Annotated in this window: 24 protein-coding genes; 5 read left to right on the top strand and 19 right to left on the bottom strand. The window is 46.3% G+C overall.

Annotated elements, in window-relative coordinates; all coding sequences use genetic code 11:
* Position 1: 1 nt before the first annotated feature.
* The 4 genes from KNO94_RS00470 to KNO94_RS00455 form a co-directional block, all read right to left on the bottom strand.
* Positions 2-355 carry a DUF3397 domain-containing protein gene (locus KNO94_RS00470; protein ID WP_353047820.1) on the bottom strand — a complete coding sequence of 118 codons (354 nt, stop codon included), beginning with the start codon at positions 353-355 and terminating at the stop codon, positions 2-4.
* Complete coding sequence (locus tag KNO94_RS00465; RefSeq protein ID WP_214776746.1) at positions 355-1194, bottom strand: ketopantoate reductase family protein; 840 nt, start codon at positions 1192-1194, stop codon at positions 355-357. The genes KNO94_RS00470 and KNO94_RS00465 overlap by 1 nt, the downstream gene beginning before the upstream one ends.
* A 119-nt stretch (positions 1195-1313) precedes the next feature.
* Entirely contained in the window at positions 1314-1487 is a 174-nt protein-coding gene (gene rpmF, locus KNO94_RS00460; protein ID WP_015881300.1) for a 50S ribosomal protein L32, read from the bottom strand.
* A gap of 22 nt (positions 1488-1509) precedes the next feature.
* Positions 1510-2037 (bottom strand): YceD family protein, encoded by a 528-nt coding sequence (locus KNO94_RS00455; protein WP_015881299.1) that lies wholly within the window; start codon positions 2035-2037, stop codon positions 1510-1512.
* A 156-nt stretch (positions 2038-2193) separates the two neighbouring features.
* Between KNO94_RS00455 and KNO94_RS00450 the strand changes: the two genes are divergently transcribed.
* Positions 2194-3324 (top strand): tRNA(Met) cytidine acetate ligase, encoded by a 1131-nt coding sequence (locus KNO94_RS00450; protein ID WP_214776745.1) that lies wholly within the window; start codon positions 2194-2196, stop codon positions 3322-3324.
* Here KNO94_RS00450 and KNO94_RS00445 read toward each other — a convergent pair.
* From KNO94_RS00445 to KNO94_RS00425, 5 genes are read right to left on the bottom strand one after another with little or no spacing between them, the layout of a single operon-like run.
* The gene (locus KNO94_RS00445) at positions 3303-4295 is read right to left on the bottom strand and encodes a SepM family pheromone-processing serine protease (protein WP_214776744.1); all 993 of its coding nucleotides are present in this window, start codon (positions 4293-4295) and stop codon (positions 3303-3305) included. The two genes, KNO94_RS00450 and KNO94_RS00445, sit on opposite strands and share 22 nt — an antisense overlap.
* Positions 4292-4786: a pantetheine-phosphate adenylyltransferase gene (coaD, locus tag KNO94_RS00440; protein ID WP_214776743.1), complete on the bottom strand. Its 495-nt coding sequence runs from the start codon at positions 4784-4786 to the stop codon at positions 4292-4294. Before coaD ends, KNO94_RS00445 begins: the two co-directional genes overlap by 4 nt.
* Before the next feature lie 4 nt (positions 4787-4790).
* Positions 4791-5354: a 16S rRNA (guanine(966)-N(2))-methyltransferase RsmD gene (gene rsmD, locus KNO94_RS00435; RefSeq protein WP_214776742.1), complete on the bottom strand. Its 564-nt coding sequence runs from the start codon at positions 5352-5354 to the stop codon at positions 4791-4793.
* 52 nt (positions 5355-5406) lie between these two features.
* On the bottom strand, positions 5407-5661 hold the full coding sequence (locus KNO94_RS00430; protein WP_353047809.1) for a YlbG family protein: 255 nt from the start codon (positions 5659-5661) through the stop codon (positions 5407-5409).
* Positions 5645-6094, bottom strand: a complete 450-nt coding sequence (locus KNO94_RS00425; protein ID WP_214739944.1) for a YlbF/YmcA family competence regulator — start codon at positions 6092-6094, stop codon at positions 5645-5647. Before KNO94_RS00425 ends, KNO94_RS00430 begins: the two co-directional genes overlap by 17 nt.
* A gap of 132 nt (positions 6095-6226) precedes the next feature.
* Between KNO94_RS00425 and KNO94_RS00420 the strand changes: the two genes are divergently transcribed.
* From KNO94_RS00420 to KNO94_RS00410, 3 genes are all read left to right on the top strand, one after another.
* Positions 6227-6982, top strand: coding sequence for an ATP-grasp domain-containing protein (locus KNO94_RS00420; RefSeq protein ID WP_251125750.1), 756 nt, complete (start codon positions 6227-6229; stop codon positions 6980-6982).
* Between the two features lie 104 nt (positions 6983-7086).
* Positions 7087-7449 carry a YugN family protein gene (locus KNO94_RS00415; RefSeq protein WP_214739940.1) on the top strand — a complete coding sequence of 121 codons (363 nt, stop codon included), beginning with the start codon at positions 7087-7089 and terminating at the stop codon, positions 7447-7449.
* 43 nt (positions 7450-7492) lie between these two features.
* Positions 7493-7846, top strand: a complete 354-nt coding sequence (locus KNO94_RS00410; RefSeq protein WP_214776740.1) for a hypothetical protein — start codon at positions 7493-7495, stop codon at positions 7844-7846.
* 56 nt (positions 7847-7902) lie between these two features.
* Here KNO94_RS00410 and KNO94_RS00405 read toward each other — a convergent pair whose 3' ends face one another.
* The 9 genes from KNO94_RS00405 to cyoE all read right to left on the bottom strand — a co-directional run bounded on the left by KNO94_RS00405 (position 7903) and on the right by cyoE (position 15230).
* On the bottom strand, positions 7903-8178 hold the full coding sequence (locus KNO94_RS00405; RefSeq protein WP_015881289.1) for a hypothetical protein: 276 nt from the start codon (positions 8176-8178) through the stop codon (positions 7903-7905).
* 5 nt (positions 8179-8183) lie between these two features.
* Positions 8184-8798 carry an SCO family protein gene (locus KNO94_RS00400; protein WP_214776738.1) on the bottom strand — a complete coding sequence of 205 codons (615 nt, stop codon included), beginning with the start codon at positions 8796-8798 and terminating at the stop codon, positions 8184-8186.
* A 21-nt stretch (positions 8799-8819) separates the two neighbouring features.
* Positions 8820-9281 (bottom strand): DUF420 domain-containing protein, encoded by a 462-nt coding sequence (locus KNO94_RS00395; RefSeq protein WP_214776736.1) that lies wholly within the window; start codon positions 9279-9281, stop codon positions 8820-8822.
* 24 nt (positions 9282-9305) lie between these two features.
* Positions 9306-10229, bottom strand: coding sequence for a cytochrome c oxidase assembly protein (locus tag KNO94_RS00390; RefSeq protein ID WP_214739932.1), 924 nt, complete (start codon positions 10227-10229; stop codon positions 9306-9308).
* A gap of 134 nt (positions 10230-10363) precedes the next feature.
* On the bottom strand, positions 10364-10693 hold the full coding sequence (locus KNO94_RS00385) for a cytochrome C oxidase subunit IV family protein (RefSeq protein WP_214739930.1): 330 nt from the start codon (positions 10691-10693) through the stop codon (positions 10364-10366).
* 1 nt (position 10694) lies between these two features.
* Positions 10695-11321 carry a cytochrome (ubi)quinol oxidase subunit III gene (locus KNO94_RS00380; RefSeq protein ID WP_214739928.1) on the bottom strand — a complete coding sequence of 209 codons (627 nt, stop codon included), beginning with the start codon at positions 11319-11321 and terminating at the stop codon, positions 10695-10697.
* Positions 11322-13190, bottom strand: coding sequence for a cytochrome c oxidase subunit I (ctaD, locus tag KNO94_RS00375; RefSeq protein WP_214742358.1), 1869 nt, complete (start codon positions 13188-13190; stop codon positions 11322-11324).
* Between the two features lie 38 nt (positions 13191-13228).
* Positions 13229-14245 (bottom strand): cytochrome c oxidase subunit II, encoded by a 1017-nt coding sequence (gene coxB, locus KNO94_RS00370; protein ID WP_353047808.1) that lies wholly within the window; start codon positions 14243-14245, stop codon positions 13229-13231.
* 58 nt (positions 14246-14303) lie between these two features.
* The gene (gene cyoE, locus KNO94_RS00365; RefSeq protein WP_214776735.1) at positions 14304-15230 is read right to left on the bottom strand and encodes a heme o synthase; all 927 of its coding nucleotides are present in this window, start codon (positions 15228-15230) and stop codon (positions 14304-14306) included.
* A 333-nt stretch (positions 15231-15563) separates the two neighbouring features.
* Here cyoE and KNO94_RS00360 point away from each other — a divergent pair, with 333 nt between their 5' ends.
* Positions 15564-16469 (top strand): COX15/CtaA family protein, encoded by a 906-nt coding sequence (locus tag KNO94_RS00360; RefSeq protein WP_214776733.1) that lies wholly within the window; start codon positions 15564-15566, stop codon positions 16467-16469.
* 32 nt (positions 16470-16501) lie between these two features.
* Here KNO94_RS00360 and KNO94_RS00355 read toward each other — a convergent pair whose 3' ends face one another.
* A complete protein-coding gene (locus KNO94_RS00355; RefSeq protein ID WP_214776731.1) occupies positions 16502-17854 on the bottom strand; it encodes a cryptochrome/photolyase family protein in 1353 nt (450 codons plus the stop codon).
* Positions 17855-17899 lie beyond the last annotated feature (45 nt).

Raw genomic sequence — 17899 nt, 5'->3', positions numbered from 1 at the left:
ATCAACGGATCATTTCTCTGGCTACGCCAATTGCGAATAAAACCGCATGTGTTGGGACGAGTAACAAGAAGAGCAACCGCCATCCGTGGACGAACATCTTCGTGAACAACACTTCCTCATAGCGAATCCGTTGCCAGATTGCATGAATCGGAAAGATGGCACAACAGGCAGCAAGGAGTAATAGAAACACTTCCGTCCCGACGATTGCCTCTAGTAACACTCCACATGCATAAAACCAAAGGACGACCCCGGTGTCACATGCGAGTTTGAATGCGTTAATTGATTTCGGCATAATTTTTCTAAGTATCATATACACCATAAACCATAAGATGAGTGGAAATGAAACAATATACACTAGCACGATGCGCTCGCTCCTTGAATCAGTTTATGTAGAAGGGGAATTACGGTGATTGAAACTTGCATTTTTTCCGCTTTTTCAATCACTGGTTTCAAGATCGCGTCGACTTCCGTCGTTCTGCCTTCTTCGAGATCTCGAAGCATCGAGGAGCGATTGTTCGCCGTATGTTCGATAATCGAATCGATATAGGCGTAGGGAACATCATGTTTGAACAACGGTAGCAACTCATCGTAAATGGACTGTGCGATTTCACGATACGGTGCAGTCGCAAGCGCTCCGTTAGGGACACGACATAAGGCTGTGATTGGATTAATAATGGCGTTCGCGAACAACTTTTCGATTATAACCTGTTCAATGTCTTCTTCCCACGTAATATGTAGCGGACTGTCAGCAAATCGTATCGGATCAAGATTGGTCATACTCCCGATTCGAATTCGTCCGAGCCCACGATGCTCAATCACATCACCGTGCTTCGTCACACCATGCTCAATTACGCCTACATGAAATCCACGACGCTTCGCATAATCGAGGTGTGCGATTCCATTCGAACAAATAAAAACAGGCACCCTCCCCGAAAGCCGTGCCGTCGCCTCCTCGACTTGGTGAGCTTTCGTCGTCACAAAGAAAACGTCCTGTTCCGTTTCTTCTAGCACCTGACTAGACCGGAACGAAACGCGCGCTGTCCCCTCTGTCACTCCGGTCCTCGTAATCAAAATTTCACTAGCTGTCGCACTTCTTCCGTAGATCGTCACCTCATAATCATCCGCGAGCACGGAAGCCATCAGCAATCCAACCGCTCCGTTCCCGATGATGCCAATCCGTTTGATGGAGTTCATCGTCGACCTCCTCCTAAAAGAACTTTTTTCGCACAAAAAGTTTACCACAACTTTTCATCATGACCCAAAAATCGCAAACAAAAAAGGAGTGACCTGAAATCAGGTCACTCCTTCAAGCATTATTTGCTTGTTACTTCTTTACCGTTGTAATGTCCGCAAGATTTGCAAACACGGTGTGAAAGTTTCATTTCGCCACAGTTCGGGCACTCGTTCATACCAGGTACGTTGAGTTTGAAGTGAGTACGACGAAGACGTTTGCGAGTTTTCGACGTTCTACGGAATGGTACTGCCATCGTTGTCCACCTCCTTGAAAAGTTAACCTTCCTCGTTCTCTTTTTTCGAGAACAGGTCGGCCAGTCCCGCGAATCGCGGGTCAATTTTTGGTTGGGCTTCCGGCTGTTCGTCAGTGAGCGTCCAGCCTTCTCCTTCAACCTGAGTTTTGTCTGTTTCGTTCCCGTAAACTTGCATCGGGACGTCTAACATGATGAGCTCTTTTACAATCGGCACAAGACTGATTGTATTTCCTTCTGGCAAATTCACGTCATCGAATTGCTCCGTATAACGCCCATTCTCCAAAAAGAAAGGCTCGAGCGATTCAATATCGAATTCATAAGTGACATCTTCTAACGTTCGCGCATCTGGCAACGTCAGGTCACCTTGAATCTTCAGATTGAATGTAACTTGATTAGATGTGAACGATGCATCCCCGTGCACATGCACCGGGCGAATCGAACGGATATCCGGATGGAGCTGAGTCAGCTCTGGTAGTTCTACCATCTCGTCGATCGTAAAACCGTCACCCTGGTTTCGGAGCTTAAGTAGCTGTGCAATAGACCATTTCATCCGAATCACCTCAATTGCAACAATATGAATTATAGATAGGCCAACTTGTTTTGTCAATGTTTTTTCTTTACACTAAAATCAGTTGACGACGGCGCTTTGCCAAAGCGTACTTACTCATCTTACACCAATCCATACGACAATGCAAAGGAGTAAATCATGCAAAAGACGGCCATTATTGCAGAGTACAATCCGTTTCATAACGGACACTTTTATCAAGCGCAAACTGCACGGCAAGAAACTGGGGCAGATGTCATGATTGCCATCATGAGTGCCCAGTTCACACAACGGGGTGAACCTGCTTCATTTGACAAGTGGAAACGGGCTAAGGCCGCCGTGGAGAGTGGGGCCATCGACCTGGTCATCGAGCTACCGACCCAATACGGGGTCCAGCGTGCCGATCGGTTTGCGAAAGCCTCCGTCTCGATTGCAGAACAGCTCCGTTGCCAGACGCTATCGTTCGGAAGCGAGAGTGGCGATGTAGATGCCATCCTCCATGCAGCCCAATCAAATGTAGAAGAGTCCCTTCTTTATAAAACAGCACTTCGCCAAGCGTTGCAGGATGGTCATTCTCCGGCACAGGCGTCTAGTCGTGCCTTTCAAACGGTGTATCCGACATTCGATTTGACGCGTCCGAATAACATCTTGGCCTATCATTATGCCAAAGCAACCACATCACTTCAACTCCATACAGTCAAACGTCTCGGTGCGGACTATCACGATCCATCAGTGATGGATATCATGTCAGCGACAGGCATTCGGGCCCATTATTTAGAGACAGGTAACGTTCGTGCCGTACCATCTTCAACGGAAGCGATGTTCCAAACGCAAGCGATGACTCACTGGGAACTGTATTGGCCCGCCCTTCAATATAAATTAAGGACCCTCCCCCTCACTACGCTGACCGAGTTCGTCGGGATTGATTCGTCTCTTGCCCCACGGCTTAAACAATCAGGTCTCGAACGATCGTTTGAACGCGCGCTTGCTGTCGTGTCGACACGCCGCTACACGCGCACTGCCATTCAGCGGGCGTTCGTCTCCGTTCTCCTGCATTGGTTAAAGGAGGAGGCACCGACACGTTTTGATGATATCCCTTACGTGAGGCCGCTCGCTTTTAATGAAATCGGTCGACGCGCATTACGGGATGTGAAAGAAGACGTCCCACTCCTCAGTAAATTCGATGCACGGCTCGATTTCGAGGCCCGGGTCACCGAAGCGTATCGACTCCCGCTTCAGAACGAGGCATTGATCGAGCATCGGCAACGTCCTCAGTTCATCTCTCCTAAATAACGAATCGCATCTTCGACCGTCTTCACAGGGACAACTTGAATGTCACTGTCGAGACGGTCGCGTGATTCCATCGCTTCGTCATAATTTGAACCGGCTGGCACAAAAAAGACTTCCGCCTCTTCTTCGTCCACGGCGACAATTTTTTGCCAGGCGCCCCCTATCGGTCCAACATTTCCTTCTTCATCGACGGTACCTGTCCCAGCAATTTTTTTCCCTTTCGCCAAATCACCCGGTGTCAATTGATCATAGATTTCAAGAGTAAACATGAGACCGGCAGACGGTCCGCCGACATTCGTCAGTTCGACATTCACTTCAGGGTCCGCTGTGATCTTTTGAACGGGAAGCGGTTCATAAATCCCGATTCCGACCCGATTCCCACTTTGGTCAATCGGTTGAATGAGCGTCTTGACGACACGCTCTTCCCCGTCCCGCTCAATCGTCAACTTCACTTCATCCCCTGCTTCAAATTCAGCCACGCGGTTCAAGAAGTCCCCTCGTGTCGCAAAAGACATCCCATCGATCGCCGTGATGACATCACCAGGCTTCAAGACGTTTGCCGCAAGCGTTCCGGGGATCGGAGCCGATACGTAAATTCCTTCAAAATCGACGATGACGTCTCTACCGGCCAATTTGTAGGCATATTGAATCGCCGCTTGTTGAGAGGAGTCCATTAATAATTGTTGACGACGGTCGTAATCCGCCTCGCTCTCTCCATCGTATAAATAACGACTAGATAAATTGGCTTCCGTAAATGGTGTGACCCAACTTTCCACTAGCCAAAACGGAGTCGCTCTTCGTTGCGAGATAGTCACCATCATCAGTTCCCCTTCATCCTTCTCGCCCCCTTCGACAGTCAGGAACTCTTCAATTGAAGTCGCTGCACCAGGTGATGAGATGTAGTAAGGAAGTGGAACGAATAAGAAGAGGAGCACGGTTGCGAGCAACCCGAGTCCGATTTTTAATGATTTCATTGTTCAGAGCCCACTTGATATTTTTTACGTAATGCCACTTCAACCTGCGTTGGGACGAGTTCACTGACCGATGCACCGTATTTCGCCACTTCTTTGACGATCGACGAGCTAAGGAACGAGTATTGACTGTTCGTCATCATGAACAAGGTTTCCACGTTCTCATTCAACTTCTTATTGATTGAAGCGATTTGAAGCTCGTACTCAAAATCAGAAACTGCACGGAGTCCGCGTACGATCGTCGCTGCTTCACGTTCTGCAGCATATTCGACAAGAAGTCCGCCAAACGCATCAGCTGTCACGTTCGGCAGATGTGTCGTCACATCACGGATCAACTCTAACCGTTCATCCACATCAAACAAAGGTGCCTTACTCGAGTTTTCCAACACGGCGACAATGACTTCGTCAAAGATGGCCGCCGCTCGCTCAATAATATCTAAGTGTCCATTCGTAATCGGGTCAAAGCTACCCGGGCAAATCGCAATGCGTTTCATCGTGTCACTCCTCCGACGCGTACTCATAAAAACTGATGGTGATGACATCTGAGTATCGCTGTTCTTTAATTCGTTCTAAACGTCCTACACGATCCGGTAACGTCACACCACTCCCGTGTTCGCAGACGATGACGCCAATGTCTAGTAACAAGTTCGCCTCATCAATCCTCTGTAGGAACATCACGTGTTCCTCTGCGTGATACGGAGGATCCATAAAAATGAGTTTAAATGCTTCGTCTTGTCCTGCAAGCTGTTCAAGTACAGCCTTTGCGTCTTGACGATATACTTTTCCCTTTGCTTCATAATGGGTCGCTCGCAAGTTTTCTTGAATCGTTTGTACGGCTTTCGGTTGACGATCGACAAAGATGGCTTCGTCACACCCTCTCGACAACGCCTCAATCCCGAGCCCCCCACTGCCCGCATAGAGGTCTAACGCTTTTCCTCCTGAAAAATAAGGTCCGATGATATTAAATAATGATTCTTTCATTTTATCTGTCGTCGGTCGCGTCGCCGACCCAGGTACCGCCTTTAATCGGGTCCCTTTTCGTTCTCCAGATATGACACGCATGTCTTTCCCTCCAGCAGAAAAGATGAAGGTGATTCCACCTTCATCTTTTGGTTTATTTCGATTTTGTCTCGTACGTCTCAGAAATGAATGGACGTTCGCTTCGAACGACCGCTTCCACGAACGGCAATGACTTCACTTGTTCGAGTACGGCTTCATGGCCGTCGAGGTCTGTATAAAGAAACGCATATTTCTCTCGTTTTGAGACAAAGTACAGATTCGCATAACGTCTGAGTGCTTTCACTTGTTTCAAGGAATTCACGTATACGACGAAACCAATCCGTTCATTCAACTTAGACGGCGCATCCACAACTTCCGCCTCCTCCACAACTGCCCCCACCGGAACATCCACCTTGGTCGAAGAATGGATTGCCGGTCGGAACTTTAATTTGAGGAGAGACTGAGTGAGCCAACAGTTCACTCACTTCCCCTAATAACTTGTCTAGATTACGTTCCGCTTTTTTGAACGCAGCGATTTCCGGTTGAACGTCGAGACGACGTTTGATGAGATGCATCTCTTTTTTGATGCGATCGTGATCCGGATGGTGTTTTCCGAAACGTTGGACATATTCGTAGTCCTCTTTCATCTTCAAAAACTCACGCTCAATCTCCTTTGCTTCTTGTGAAGCGAGACGTGCCGCTTTCGTTTGAATATATGTTTGAAACGATTCGCTTGCTTCAATCAAATCGGTCAATTCTTCAGTTTGATCGAGCAGGGCAATCGTCTGTTCAGTGATTATCATACCCCTCACCCTTTCTGCCATGATTTTACCACAATTGTTTCCCTATGTAAGCAATCCACACTATAATTGAAGTTGACCGTAAGGCGTTCTATGTAGAAAGGAAGTGAATAGACGCAACCCATGCGTCTACTTATGAAAAAAGTTTCTTTTAATATGATTCGATCGGCCGGTATCAAAACGGACTATGCGAAACCTGAATACTATTTTGACCAGCTCGACAAGGTGCGCGCTGCCGACCTCGTCCTGTTTCCCGAGTATTGGATGGTCAATTCCATCATATACGGGATGAATAAAGCCATCTTCCCGTCACCTGCGACTTATCATCTCGGGCACGACAAAATTGAGATGACACGTGCCTTCAAGGCGACATATCCTCATCGCATTCCGAAGACGTTAATTTACGGGAAAAACCCATACACGATTGAACGCGTTTTGGAAGAGTTCCACTACCCGTTCGTTGCCAAAAAAGCTAAATCGTCAATGGGGCAAGGCGTATGGTTGATTAAAAATGATCAAGACTGGCTAGAGTACGTTGAAAAACACGATACGTTTTACGTCCAAGAGTTCATCCCGAACGATCGTGACTTACGAGTCATCGTCATCGGAGAAGAAGTCGTCGGTGCCTATTGGCGTGTCAGTGAAGCCTTTTTAAACAACGTTGCCCAAGGCGCCAACTTCTCTTATGAAGATATCCCGGAAGATGTCGTCAAAGAAGTTAAATCCATCGCGAACACCTTATCCATCAACCACGCAGCATTCGATGTCATTGTGACAGAAGATGGATTTTATATTTTGGAGTTCAACGTCTTTTTCGGCTCGGAAGGACTGCTTCCACTCGGCGTGAAACTTCCTCAAAAAATCGAGGAGTACTTAAATTCAATAAGCTAATCAATCGTTCATCTTTTTTTCACAATTTGAACACACGTTATTCCAAGAACGTTTTTGAATATGGTATGATGACATATGAGGTTTATTCGAAAAGGGGGATTATGATGAAATTTGAGCAGTTCCACATCGAGGGAAAAGAAATCCGTTTTGGTTTGCTCGAGACGATCATGGATCATCATCATTTCATCCGTGAAGGTGCTTGGGATTACGAGCGTGCCACGTATGATATGAAATATGAGAAACAATCGACTGGCGAAACATTCTATCTTCGCTTACCTGTATACGCAATCGAAGGTCAAATCGAGGATCGTCACGCTGTTGTCAAAATGCTCACTCCGATTTTAGGAAAGCATTATTACCCACACGGTGTTGAATACGATGAAGTCTTCCCAGATGAAATCGTCCGCGACTGTGAGCGCCGCTTAAAGGCACTCGCTGAAACACTAGAAGTCAAACCCCTTGCATAAGCGAAGGGGTTTGTTTTTTTGACTAGATCGGAGGCTCCCGACCTTGAATCACTCGATTTATTTTGAAAGAGAGGGCAACATCTTATACACTGGAGCGTCACGCATCCAATTAGAAGTGCTTCCTCTGCCTGATTCAATCAATGAATTAGAACAAATGATTTGTTCTGAATCCATCCAGACTCTTTATCTCTCAACTTATCAAATACATGATCGAAATATATTAGAACCTCAATCAATCAGCGATATTCGATCTCAATGGAACGAGTCATACAAATCTCATATCGTACTTTCAAATGAAGCAGACCTAGATGACTTTCAAGATGGGTATTGCTTCTTTGCAGAACTTTTTCATGACCCACAAAAAAATATGATATTAATCCTTTATCAAGCTCACTAATAAATACGATTATAAAACAAAGCCCACAGAAGCAAATTCGCTTCTGTGGGCTTATATTAATTGGTCGCAATGACGGTCAACGTCACATCGACTTGACCGAGCAATAAATCGAATTGGTCTCGAACATAGCGATACAATCGCTCTGCCTCGACGAGTGATAATGGTGCAATGATTTGATAATCATAGTGGTCTTTCGAGCGAGAGACGACTTTTACTTCCTTTAAGCCGAACTCAATCGCGCTACAGGCGATCAAATCTTCAATCGCCCGTTCTGCAATCGTCACATCTCCGTATGAATAGTCATTCCCAATCACAGCCATCGTATCGTTCATGGTGATCACTCCTTTTCATTCGCGAGCACTTTCACGTCCTCCATGATAGATTCGATATCGACCGGCTCATCCCCTGCCGTTGCCATCTGCGCGACAGCACGTACATCGTGATGACGGTCGATGACGTACATCGTTGTCGCGTGAGTCACGAGACCGCTGTTCGCCTTCGAATAATAGAATTGAAGTTGACGTGTAATTCGATCAATATCCACTTGCTCACCCGTCAACATCTTCCACCCGGTCGGATCTGCTTGGAATGCTTCTCCGTAGTTTTGAAGAACTGGCACGGTATCGACCTCAGGATCAACCGTGATCGCCACGAGTTCTACATCTGTGCCGTATAATCCTTCGGCCTTTAATTCTTTTTCAAGCTTCATGAAATCACGTAGCGTCAATGGACAAATATCTGGACAATTCGTGTAAAAGAATGTCACAATCTTTACTTTTCCATCATCAGAATTGAATGTTTCTTCGTTTAACGCGTTCGTCAATGTGAACGGCGTCGGTTCTTGAATGACCGGTAAATCCTCTTGATTAAAGAATATAAAATATACTGCTACTCCGATGACGGCAAGCGTCAGGACGGTCAAGCCGACCGTCATATAGCTATTCCGTTTCATATAGCTCTCCCTCTCTATGGATCATCCTCCGATTATTGCGCGGAATACGTTCGTCGTCTCACCCGGGTCATATGCCACGTAGAGAAGGACATAGACGATGACACCTGTGATGGCTGTGAAGAACCAAATCACTGAGGCTTTCGGTCCGATTTTGCGATGTTTCTCGATTTTATTTTTGTAACCGAGATAAAGCGAAATCAATCCAAGGACACCGCCTGTTGTCGCCAATAAGATATGGAAGATCATAAAGCCGAGATAATACGGTTTAATCGAATCTGGTCCCCCGAACGCTGTGTTTCCGACAAACACGGTTCGTGACACATAAAGGATGAAGAAAGTAGTCGCCGCAATCGCAGCAGCTGTCATCACTTTTTTATGTTTTTCAATGTTGCTGCGGTCTTTTGCGATAATCACCCATCCAATGGCGACAAGTATCGCACTGATGACGATGAATGACACACTAATTAAGGCAAGGTAGTTCATCAATGTTTCCCCTTTTTGTTCTGTTTAGTTTTTCTCATTTGTCTCTTGTGGTGTGAAGGACATGCCTTCATCTACAGCAAGGGATTTCGTCCGTCGTACCCAACCGAAGAACGTCCATCCGAAAAAGAACCCATATACGAGCTCTTGACCGAGTTTCATCAAGACCCCACCGAAACGCTGGTCTTCGAGTGCACTGTTCGTCGCACCCATCAACGCCTCCAAATCGATTCCCGATACATCTCCGTTCGGTAGACAATACCCGAGCACCGAAGCGAACGTCTGGACGTCCGTATAGGCGTTATAAAGCGTTGTCTGGCTAAAGATGATCAGTGCACAAGCAGGTGTCAACAATACTCCGTTAGCGATAATGTACACCATTCGTTTCAAGTCTGACATGCCTTCTTCCTCGTCTGAGACGAGTGGGACGATGACCGGATACCACATCGTCAAACTAAAGACGACTAACGAGCCGTGGAAAATTCGGTGCACCCCGTAGTTCGTCAATACGTAATCGAACACGACCGGCATATGATAGATAGAGAACAATGCGTTAAATAATAAAAGTGCAATCAGTGGCTTTGTTAAAAATTGAAACGTTGGTCCAATGATTTTAAAGCTAAGTAATTTTTCAAACACCCAGTATGGGAGTCCGTATACAACGAGAGCCGGTGCCAAAATATAAACAAGCACCATTTGGAACATATGCACCGATAAGATGATATGAGCCAATACATCGATTGGACTTCCAAAACCGATATAATACAACAAAATCGCGAACAACATACTAAACTTTTGTAATAACGTGGTCGAGGCATATCCTCGCTTCGCCATTCTCTCTGTCACGACGGCGTATAGTACATAAATCCCGACCATGAGCAATCCGAACAGCGGACTCCATAACGTGAGCCAATCAAATTGATTGAGCAGCTCCGACGTATTCCAGAGCATCCGTTCACCCCTTTTCTTTCTCTCCCTGACCTTTGAAACCGTTCACTTCAAGATTACTATTCATTCATTTTTGAAGTAAAGGAAAAAGGACCGAATCATCCGTGTTTCCACAGATGTTCAATCCTTTGTCACAATTACCAAATGAGTAAGCGTAGTGCAGCGACCGTGATGATGGCGACAAAGATGCCTAACCACATCATACCGACGATCCACGTGTTCCCACGGTTATTCATATGCATGAAAATATACAACTGTAAGAATACTTGAATGATCGCCAAGATGATTAAGAAACCACCTGCTGCCCACACTGGCATCAATTCCGCATAAACGGCTCCGAATGCTACGAATGTGAGCAAGATCATCATCGCGAAACTGATCAACTGAAGTTGATACTCGCGTTTTGATTCTGCTTTCATTTCAAGTTCTAACTGTCTGTGTGTTTCGTTCATTGATCGTTTTTCCATATTAGCTCACCATCCCTAAGAGGTAGACGATTGAGAAGATGAAGACCCAAACAACGTCGATAAAGTGCCAGTATAGACTCGATACATAGAATTTTGGTGCATTGTATACATCGATCGGACGGTTCCAGTTACGAATCAAGAGTGTCGTGATCCAAAGAAGACCGAACGTCACGTGTCCACCGTGGAAACCGACTAACGTATAGAAGGCTGAACCGAACGCGCTTGACGTAAACGTGTGACCGATATGGTAGTAGTGAATGAACTCGTAAATCTCTGCAGTTAGGAATCCTGCTCCAAGAACGAGTGTCACAATCAACCAAAGTTTCATGCGACCCGTATTATTTGCTTTCATATTCATCATCGCAAGAACACTTGTAAGTGAACTTGTGAGGAGGAGCATCGTCATAATAAAGACGAGCTCCATCTCAAAGATATTGTATGAACGTAACTCCTCTGGCGCGCCAGAGTTTAAGAGACCGACATACGTTCCAAAGAGCGAGGCGAAGAGGACCGTCTCTCCACCAAGGAAGAACCAGAAGGCCACATATTTATTTTTCCCTTCCAGCGTTGCTTTCTCTGGGTTGGCCGGAATTCCGGTCACTGGGTGTTTTTCAACTGCATGTGCCATTTATTGTTCTCCTTTCTCGCGAATCGCCTTCAAGTCTGCTTCGACTTTAGACTTCGGAATGTAGTAGCCATGATCGTCAATCCATGAACGTAGGAACATCGAAACGAACGTCATCGCTAATCCAACTCCAATGAGTGACCAACCGACCACAGAGTTATCCAAGTGGAAGATCGCACCGAGTCCAGCGATGAAGAGACCGAGTGATGTGAAGAACGGAATAATCGAGTTATTCGGCATGTGGATGTCTGTCACTTCTTCAGAAACAGATACACGCTTGTTCCCCGCCATCTTCTCGAGCCAAAGTGTATCAAGACCTTTGACGAGTGGCGTTTGAGCAAAGTTGTACTCAGGAGTTGGTACAGGAAGTGACCACTCAAGCGTACGTCCGTCTCCCCAATGGTCTGGTTTGACGCGTTCTTTTGACATAAAGGCTTTCACAACGGCGATGAGCAAGACGATCGTGGATACACCCATGAAGAATGCCCCTGCTGTCGAAAGCAAGTTGAGGGTATCCCAACCTTGGCCACCAAGGTATGTGAAGACTCGACGTGGCATACCGAACAATCCGAGGAAGTGTTGCGGGAAGAACGTCAAGTGGAACCCGATAAAGAATAACCAGAACTGCCAGTAACCGAGTTTCTCAGATAGCGCTTTACCAAACATAAGTGGGAACCAGTAGTAAAGTCCTGCGAAAAGACCATATACAACCCCACCTACGATAACGTAGTGGAAGTGAGCGACAACGAAGTAACTATCGTGGTACTGATAGTCAGCCGGAGCAACTGAGAGCATAACCCCTGTCATCCCACCAACGAGGAATGAAGGAATGAACGCGACTGAATAGAGCATGGCCACGTTAAATTTAATCTGACCGCCCCACAGTGTGAAGAGCCAGTTAAAGATTTTAACACCGGTCGGTACGGCAATCGCCATCGTCGCGACTGCGAAGATTGAGTTCGCAACTGGACCAAGACCGACTGTGAACATGTGGTGAACCCAAACCATGAATCCGAGGAAACCGATGAGCATTGTTGCGAAGACCATCGTCGTGTAACCGAAGAGGCGTTTACGCGCGAATGTCGGAATGATTTCCGAGAAAATACCGAATGCCGGTAAAATCAAAATGTATACTTCCGGGTGACCGAAGATCCAGAAAAGGTGTTCCCAGATGACGATGTTCCCGCCCATTGCTGGGTCGAAGTATGCAGCTCCGAAGAGTCGCTCAAACATCAACATGAACAATCCGACCGTAAGTGGCGGGAATGCGAAGACGATCAATGCAGATGCAACGAACGTCGTCCATGTGAAGAGTGGCATACGCATCAGTTTCATACCTGGCGCACGCATGTTCAAGATTGTGACGAGGAAGTTAATCCCGGCCATCAACGAACCGAAACCTGAAATTTGAAGTCCGAGTGCGTAGAAGTCTACACCGCTCGCTTCAGGTTGTGTTGAAAGTGGTGCATAAGCTGTCCATCCTGCGTTCGGTGCAGCTCCGAAGAACCAGCTTAAGTTCAGCATGACTCCCCCGAAGAAGAACAACCAAAAACCTAATGAGTTTACATAAGGGAACGCAACGTCGCGCGCTCCGATTTGAAGTGGGACAACAGCGTTCATGAAACCGAATAACATCGGCATCGCTGCTAGGAAGATCATCGTCGTCCCGTGCATCGTAATCAACTGGTTAAACGTCTCACCGCTGACGAAGTCGTTCATTGGTTTGACAAGTTGCCAACGAATCATTAATGCTTCAATTCCACCGAGAAGGAGGAAGAAGATTCCTGAGAACAAATACAAAATACCGATTTTTTTGTGGTCAACCGTCGTAATCCAATCCATAATGCCATTGTATTTACGCGATTGCTGCATTGCAGTGGTCTGTGCCACGTGAAATCCCCCTTTTCCCGTTAGTCAATTTTCTGCTCATACAAGAAGTCAACGAGTGCGTCTAACTCTTCGTTGCTGATTTGACCCTCATTGAAAGCTGGCATTTTAGCCCCTTGTTTTTTGTCTTGCGGGTTGCGAATCCACTCTTTCAAGTTGTCCTCGTTGTTTTCAAGGTAACCTGTGAGCCATTCACGATCTCCGAAATTCGTTAAACTAGGTGCGACTTTACCGCCACCGTGACAGCTTAAGCAGCTTTGGACATACACTTCTTCACCTGTCGTCAAGTTTGCGTTATCTGCCACAAGTTTTTCAGCGTTTTCGTCTTGTTTCGCTTTCATGTCTTCGAGCCATTTGTCGTAATCTTCTTGCTCGAGCGCAATGACTTTAAAGTCCATGAGGGCATGTGACGGACCGCAAAGCTCGGCACACTTCCCATAGTAAGTACCTGGTTCATTTGCATGTAACCACATTTCGTTATCAAGTCCTGGGTTCGTATCTGTTTTACCAGACAAAGCCGGTACCCAGAATGAGTGAATGACATCTTTAGACGTCAAGTTGATTCCTACTCGTTTCCCAACTGGGATGACGAGTTCTTGCCCTGTTACAACGCCTGCTTCTGGATATTCAAATTCCCACCAGTACAAGTTTGCTGTAACGTTGATTTCTTCTTCTTTTTTCGCTTCTTTCGCTTTCGCGAGTTCGACAGTCGTTGTGATTGTCGGTACAGCGAGAATGACGAGAAGTATAATCGGAACGACTGTCCAAATCATCTCAAGTGTACTGCTACCTTCAACTTGCTTCGGAATCGATTCATCTTTCCGACGGAACTTCATAAGCACGAACACGTAAATGACCGTGACGATGATGAGTACGAAGAGCATGATCGCCAAACTGATGAGAATGATGCGGAGCTGAAGCTCAGCCCCTTCTCCCATCGGCTTCAATGCAGACAATCCCTCTTGACCGCAACCTGATAACAGGACTGCGAACATCATCATCGGGACGATGCCAAACAGAAGCTTCTTAAATGATTTCACAACAATCCCCACTTTCTCCCAAAATGATGTGTAATGGTTTTCTATATAGTGAGTGCGATTATGCCAATGCTGCAGTCAAAATCAGCGCGATAATCCACACGACTAAATAAATTAATGAATAGAAGAACATTTTGTTTGCCCACTTGATTTCATCCTCGGCTTTGAATCCTTTCAATCCGAGATACAACCAGTAGCCCCCTAAACCGGCTGCGACTGTCAAGTAAACAAGACCGTAATGCATAAATAAGAGCGATGCTGGAATCAGCGTCGCAATCCACCAGATGATTTGCCGTTTTGTGATGGCAAATCCGTTCACGACCGGAAGCATCGGAATGCCTGCCGCTCGATACTCTTCCGTCCGTCGCATGGCGAGCGCCAGGAAGTGTGGTGGTTGCCATAAGAACATGACAAGGAACATGAGCCACGCATCGATATGAAGTGTCGGGTCTAATGCTGCCCATCCAATCAGTGGTGGAACGGCTCCCGAAATACTACCGACGACTGTATTGAGCGTACTCGTACGCTTCAGCCACATCGTATAAATCACGACATAAAAAAATGCCCCGATTAAACCGAATACTGCGGCGACGTACGATACAAGGAGCAATAAAAGTGTTCCGATTGCAAGTTGTGTCAATCCGAGAAGTAATATCTTCTCTCCTGAAATCTTGCCGGTTACACTCGGTCGATTGTCCGTACGATCCATTAAGTAATCGATATCTCGGTCCACAAAGTTGTTTAGGTAACAACTCCCCGAAATCACGAGTGCGCTTCCTAACATCGTTAATAAGAGCTGTGGCCAAACTTCAAACAAGTAAAGGACTGGCGTATCGCTCTGGTACGTCGCTGCCACGAAGAATCCCGCAAACACCAACAACAGGTTGGCGCGAACGATTCCCATTTTCGCTAAGGCGACGTAATCTCGGAATGACGTTGACTCTGTATACTCTACATCTACCGTCATCCCTGGGTTGACTTTTGTCATACTGACCCCCCCACATAATCACGAAATCCTCGCATTCTCTTCACAGAAAAAACACAATATGAACAAAATACACTTAACTCTCTACAAAGATACCATATTTTTTTAAAAAATACGCCCTTTATGCTTGTAAAATAGCGAGTTTTTTGTGTCAATAGTGTGATATTTGTCACACCTTATGTGCTTTGCTAATATTAGAATAACGTTTTTGATAACGATTGCAAGCTTTTCCATTTCGTTTTTTGAACGGAAAGCCGTATAATAAGTATGGCGAAAAAAATATAAATAAACAAGGTACATTTTTATCGGATTTTGATTAGAAGCAGGTGGTAATGCATGCATAAAAAACTCGCGTTTTTCTCAGGGCTTGTCACCCTCGGGATGATGCTTGTCCTCATCATGGGTGGAACCGTGACGAAGACGGACTCTGGGGATGGCTGTGGAACAGACTGGCCACTCTGCCATGGGAAATTGATCCCGACCAACCCGAGTGTCGAGACGATGATCGAATACAGTCATCGGGTCGTATCAGGTGTTGAAGGACTCCTCATCATCGCACTCGCGATTTGGACGTTCATCGCGGTCAAACATCGGGTCGATGTGAAAATCTTTGCGTTTCTCGCATTCATCTTCATGCTCATCCAGTCGATCATCGGAGCAGGCGCTGTCATTTGGCAACAATCAGACGCCATTCTGGCACTGCACTTCGGAATTTCTCTCGTTTCATTCGCATCGCTCTTGATTTTGACCATTCTCTTATTCGAAGGGGACCGCGAACATAAGGTGGTATCGAACCGATTACGGTTCCACTTATATGGCCTCTCCCTCTACACGATGGTCGTCGTATACACAGGAGCCTACGTCCGACATCTCGGTGCCACATACGCTTGTGTCGGTTGGCCAATCTGTGAACAAAATGTATGGACGTTTGAATCATACGTGCAAATGGGGCATCGGATCATGGCGGGTATACTCGTCTTGTATACGCTATATGTTCTTTACTTAGTACGAAAAGAGGCGAACCAATTAATCGAACGAGGCATGATGGCTTCTCTATTCTTCATTCTGCTTCAAGTCGGAACAGGTGCTTGGATCGTTCTCGGCGGACACGCCACATATGTGCCACTCCTTCACGCATTCTTAATCACTTGCTACTTCGGTATCCTCGCTTATCTTTCTTATCACGCATACCGATCGACAGCACGACAAGGTGGGACTCAACTCAAAAACATGAACGGATGACCAAACAAAAAAGCGCCGCGGCGCTTTTTTGTTTATAATTCTTTAAATCTTTCGAGGGCTCGTTCTCTCGCTTCTTTATGATCGACAATCGGCATCGCATAATCTTCTCGCTCTGCCGGGTCCGGAAAGTGTATCGATTTGTCCGTCACATGTTTCAGCTCCGGCACATACTTCCGGATGAACGTTCCGTCAGGGTCAAATCGTTCGGATTGTGTCGTCGGATTGAAAATGCGGAAATATGGAGCAGCATCCGTCCCGACAGAGGCTGCCCATTGCCACCCACCAATATTCGATGACGCCTCGTAATCAATCAATTTCCGTTCGAAATAGCGCTCTCCTTTTCGCCAGTCGAGAAGGAGATGTTTCGTCAAGAACGATGCAACAATCATCCGCAGGCGGTTGTGCATCCAACCCGTCTCATTCAACTGACGCATCGCCGCGTCAACGATCGGATAGCCGGTCTCTCCATTACACCATTTCTCAAACTGCGCCACATCGTCTTCCCATTCAAGCGCTTTATATTTTTCATTGAACGGATTGTCTTTCAATCCGTCGAACTTCGCCATCACCATATAGTAAAATTCACGCCACAACAATTCATCGTAATACGTGTTGCGTCCTTTTGATTGTCTTGCGGACAGCACCTGCTCGGTGATGGTACGAATCGATAACACCCCGGTTCGTAAGTATGGAGATAATCGACTCGTTCCAGCGATGCTCGGAATGTCACGCTTTTCGTCATAGTCAACCATGCGATCATTGACGAAACGGGTCAAGCGTTTCTTCGCCTCGGTCTCTCCTAACCCTTTCCATTCTCGCTCACAGCGTTTGAACAAGTCCTTCAGCTCACTCGGTTGCTCATTTTCTGAGCTGATGAAATGCTTTAATCGGTCGACATCAACATCATATGGTTTTGGAGGCTGTTCGGCATAAGCTGCTTTTTTGAACGGGGTGAACACTTTGTACGAATCCCCACTCTTCGTACGAAACGCATCGGGATGAAACAGATGTCGATCAAGGAGTCGTACGACTTTCACCTCTTCACTAAGAGCTTCGATGACACGATCGTCTCGTTGCTTGAACGGTTCCACATACTCCGCATTGAAGTAAAGTACATCCATCTCCCCGAGCTGTTTCACGAAATCGTTCTCTGATTCCGCGACAAGCACTCGAAGTCCTAATCCTTTCGATTCTAAATCATCCATAAACGTCCGCATCGTCGAGAAGAAATAATCGTGACGCACTTCAAACGGATCGCAGTATTTCGGATTTAGCCAAAAGACGAAAGCGAGGTCATCCCCATCCTCCATATCGTTCAGCGCCCGGTGAAGCATATGATTATCGGTCAATCTGAAATCCGATCGAAACCAACATACTCGTTTCATCATTCCCACTCCCATCTACAAAAAAGAAGCATAGCGAACTATGCT

This window comes from Exiguobacterium sp. s22 (assembly GCF_018617455.1).
GTDB lineage: Bacteria > Bacillota > Bacilli > Exiguobacteriales > Exiguobacteriaceae > Exiguobacterium.
This window is presented reverse-complemented; position numbering and strand designations above follow the sequence as displayed.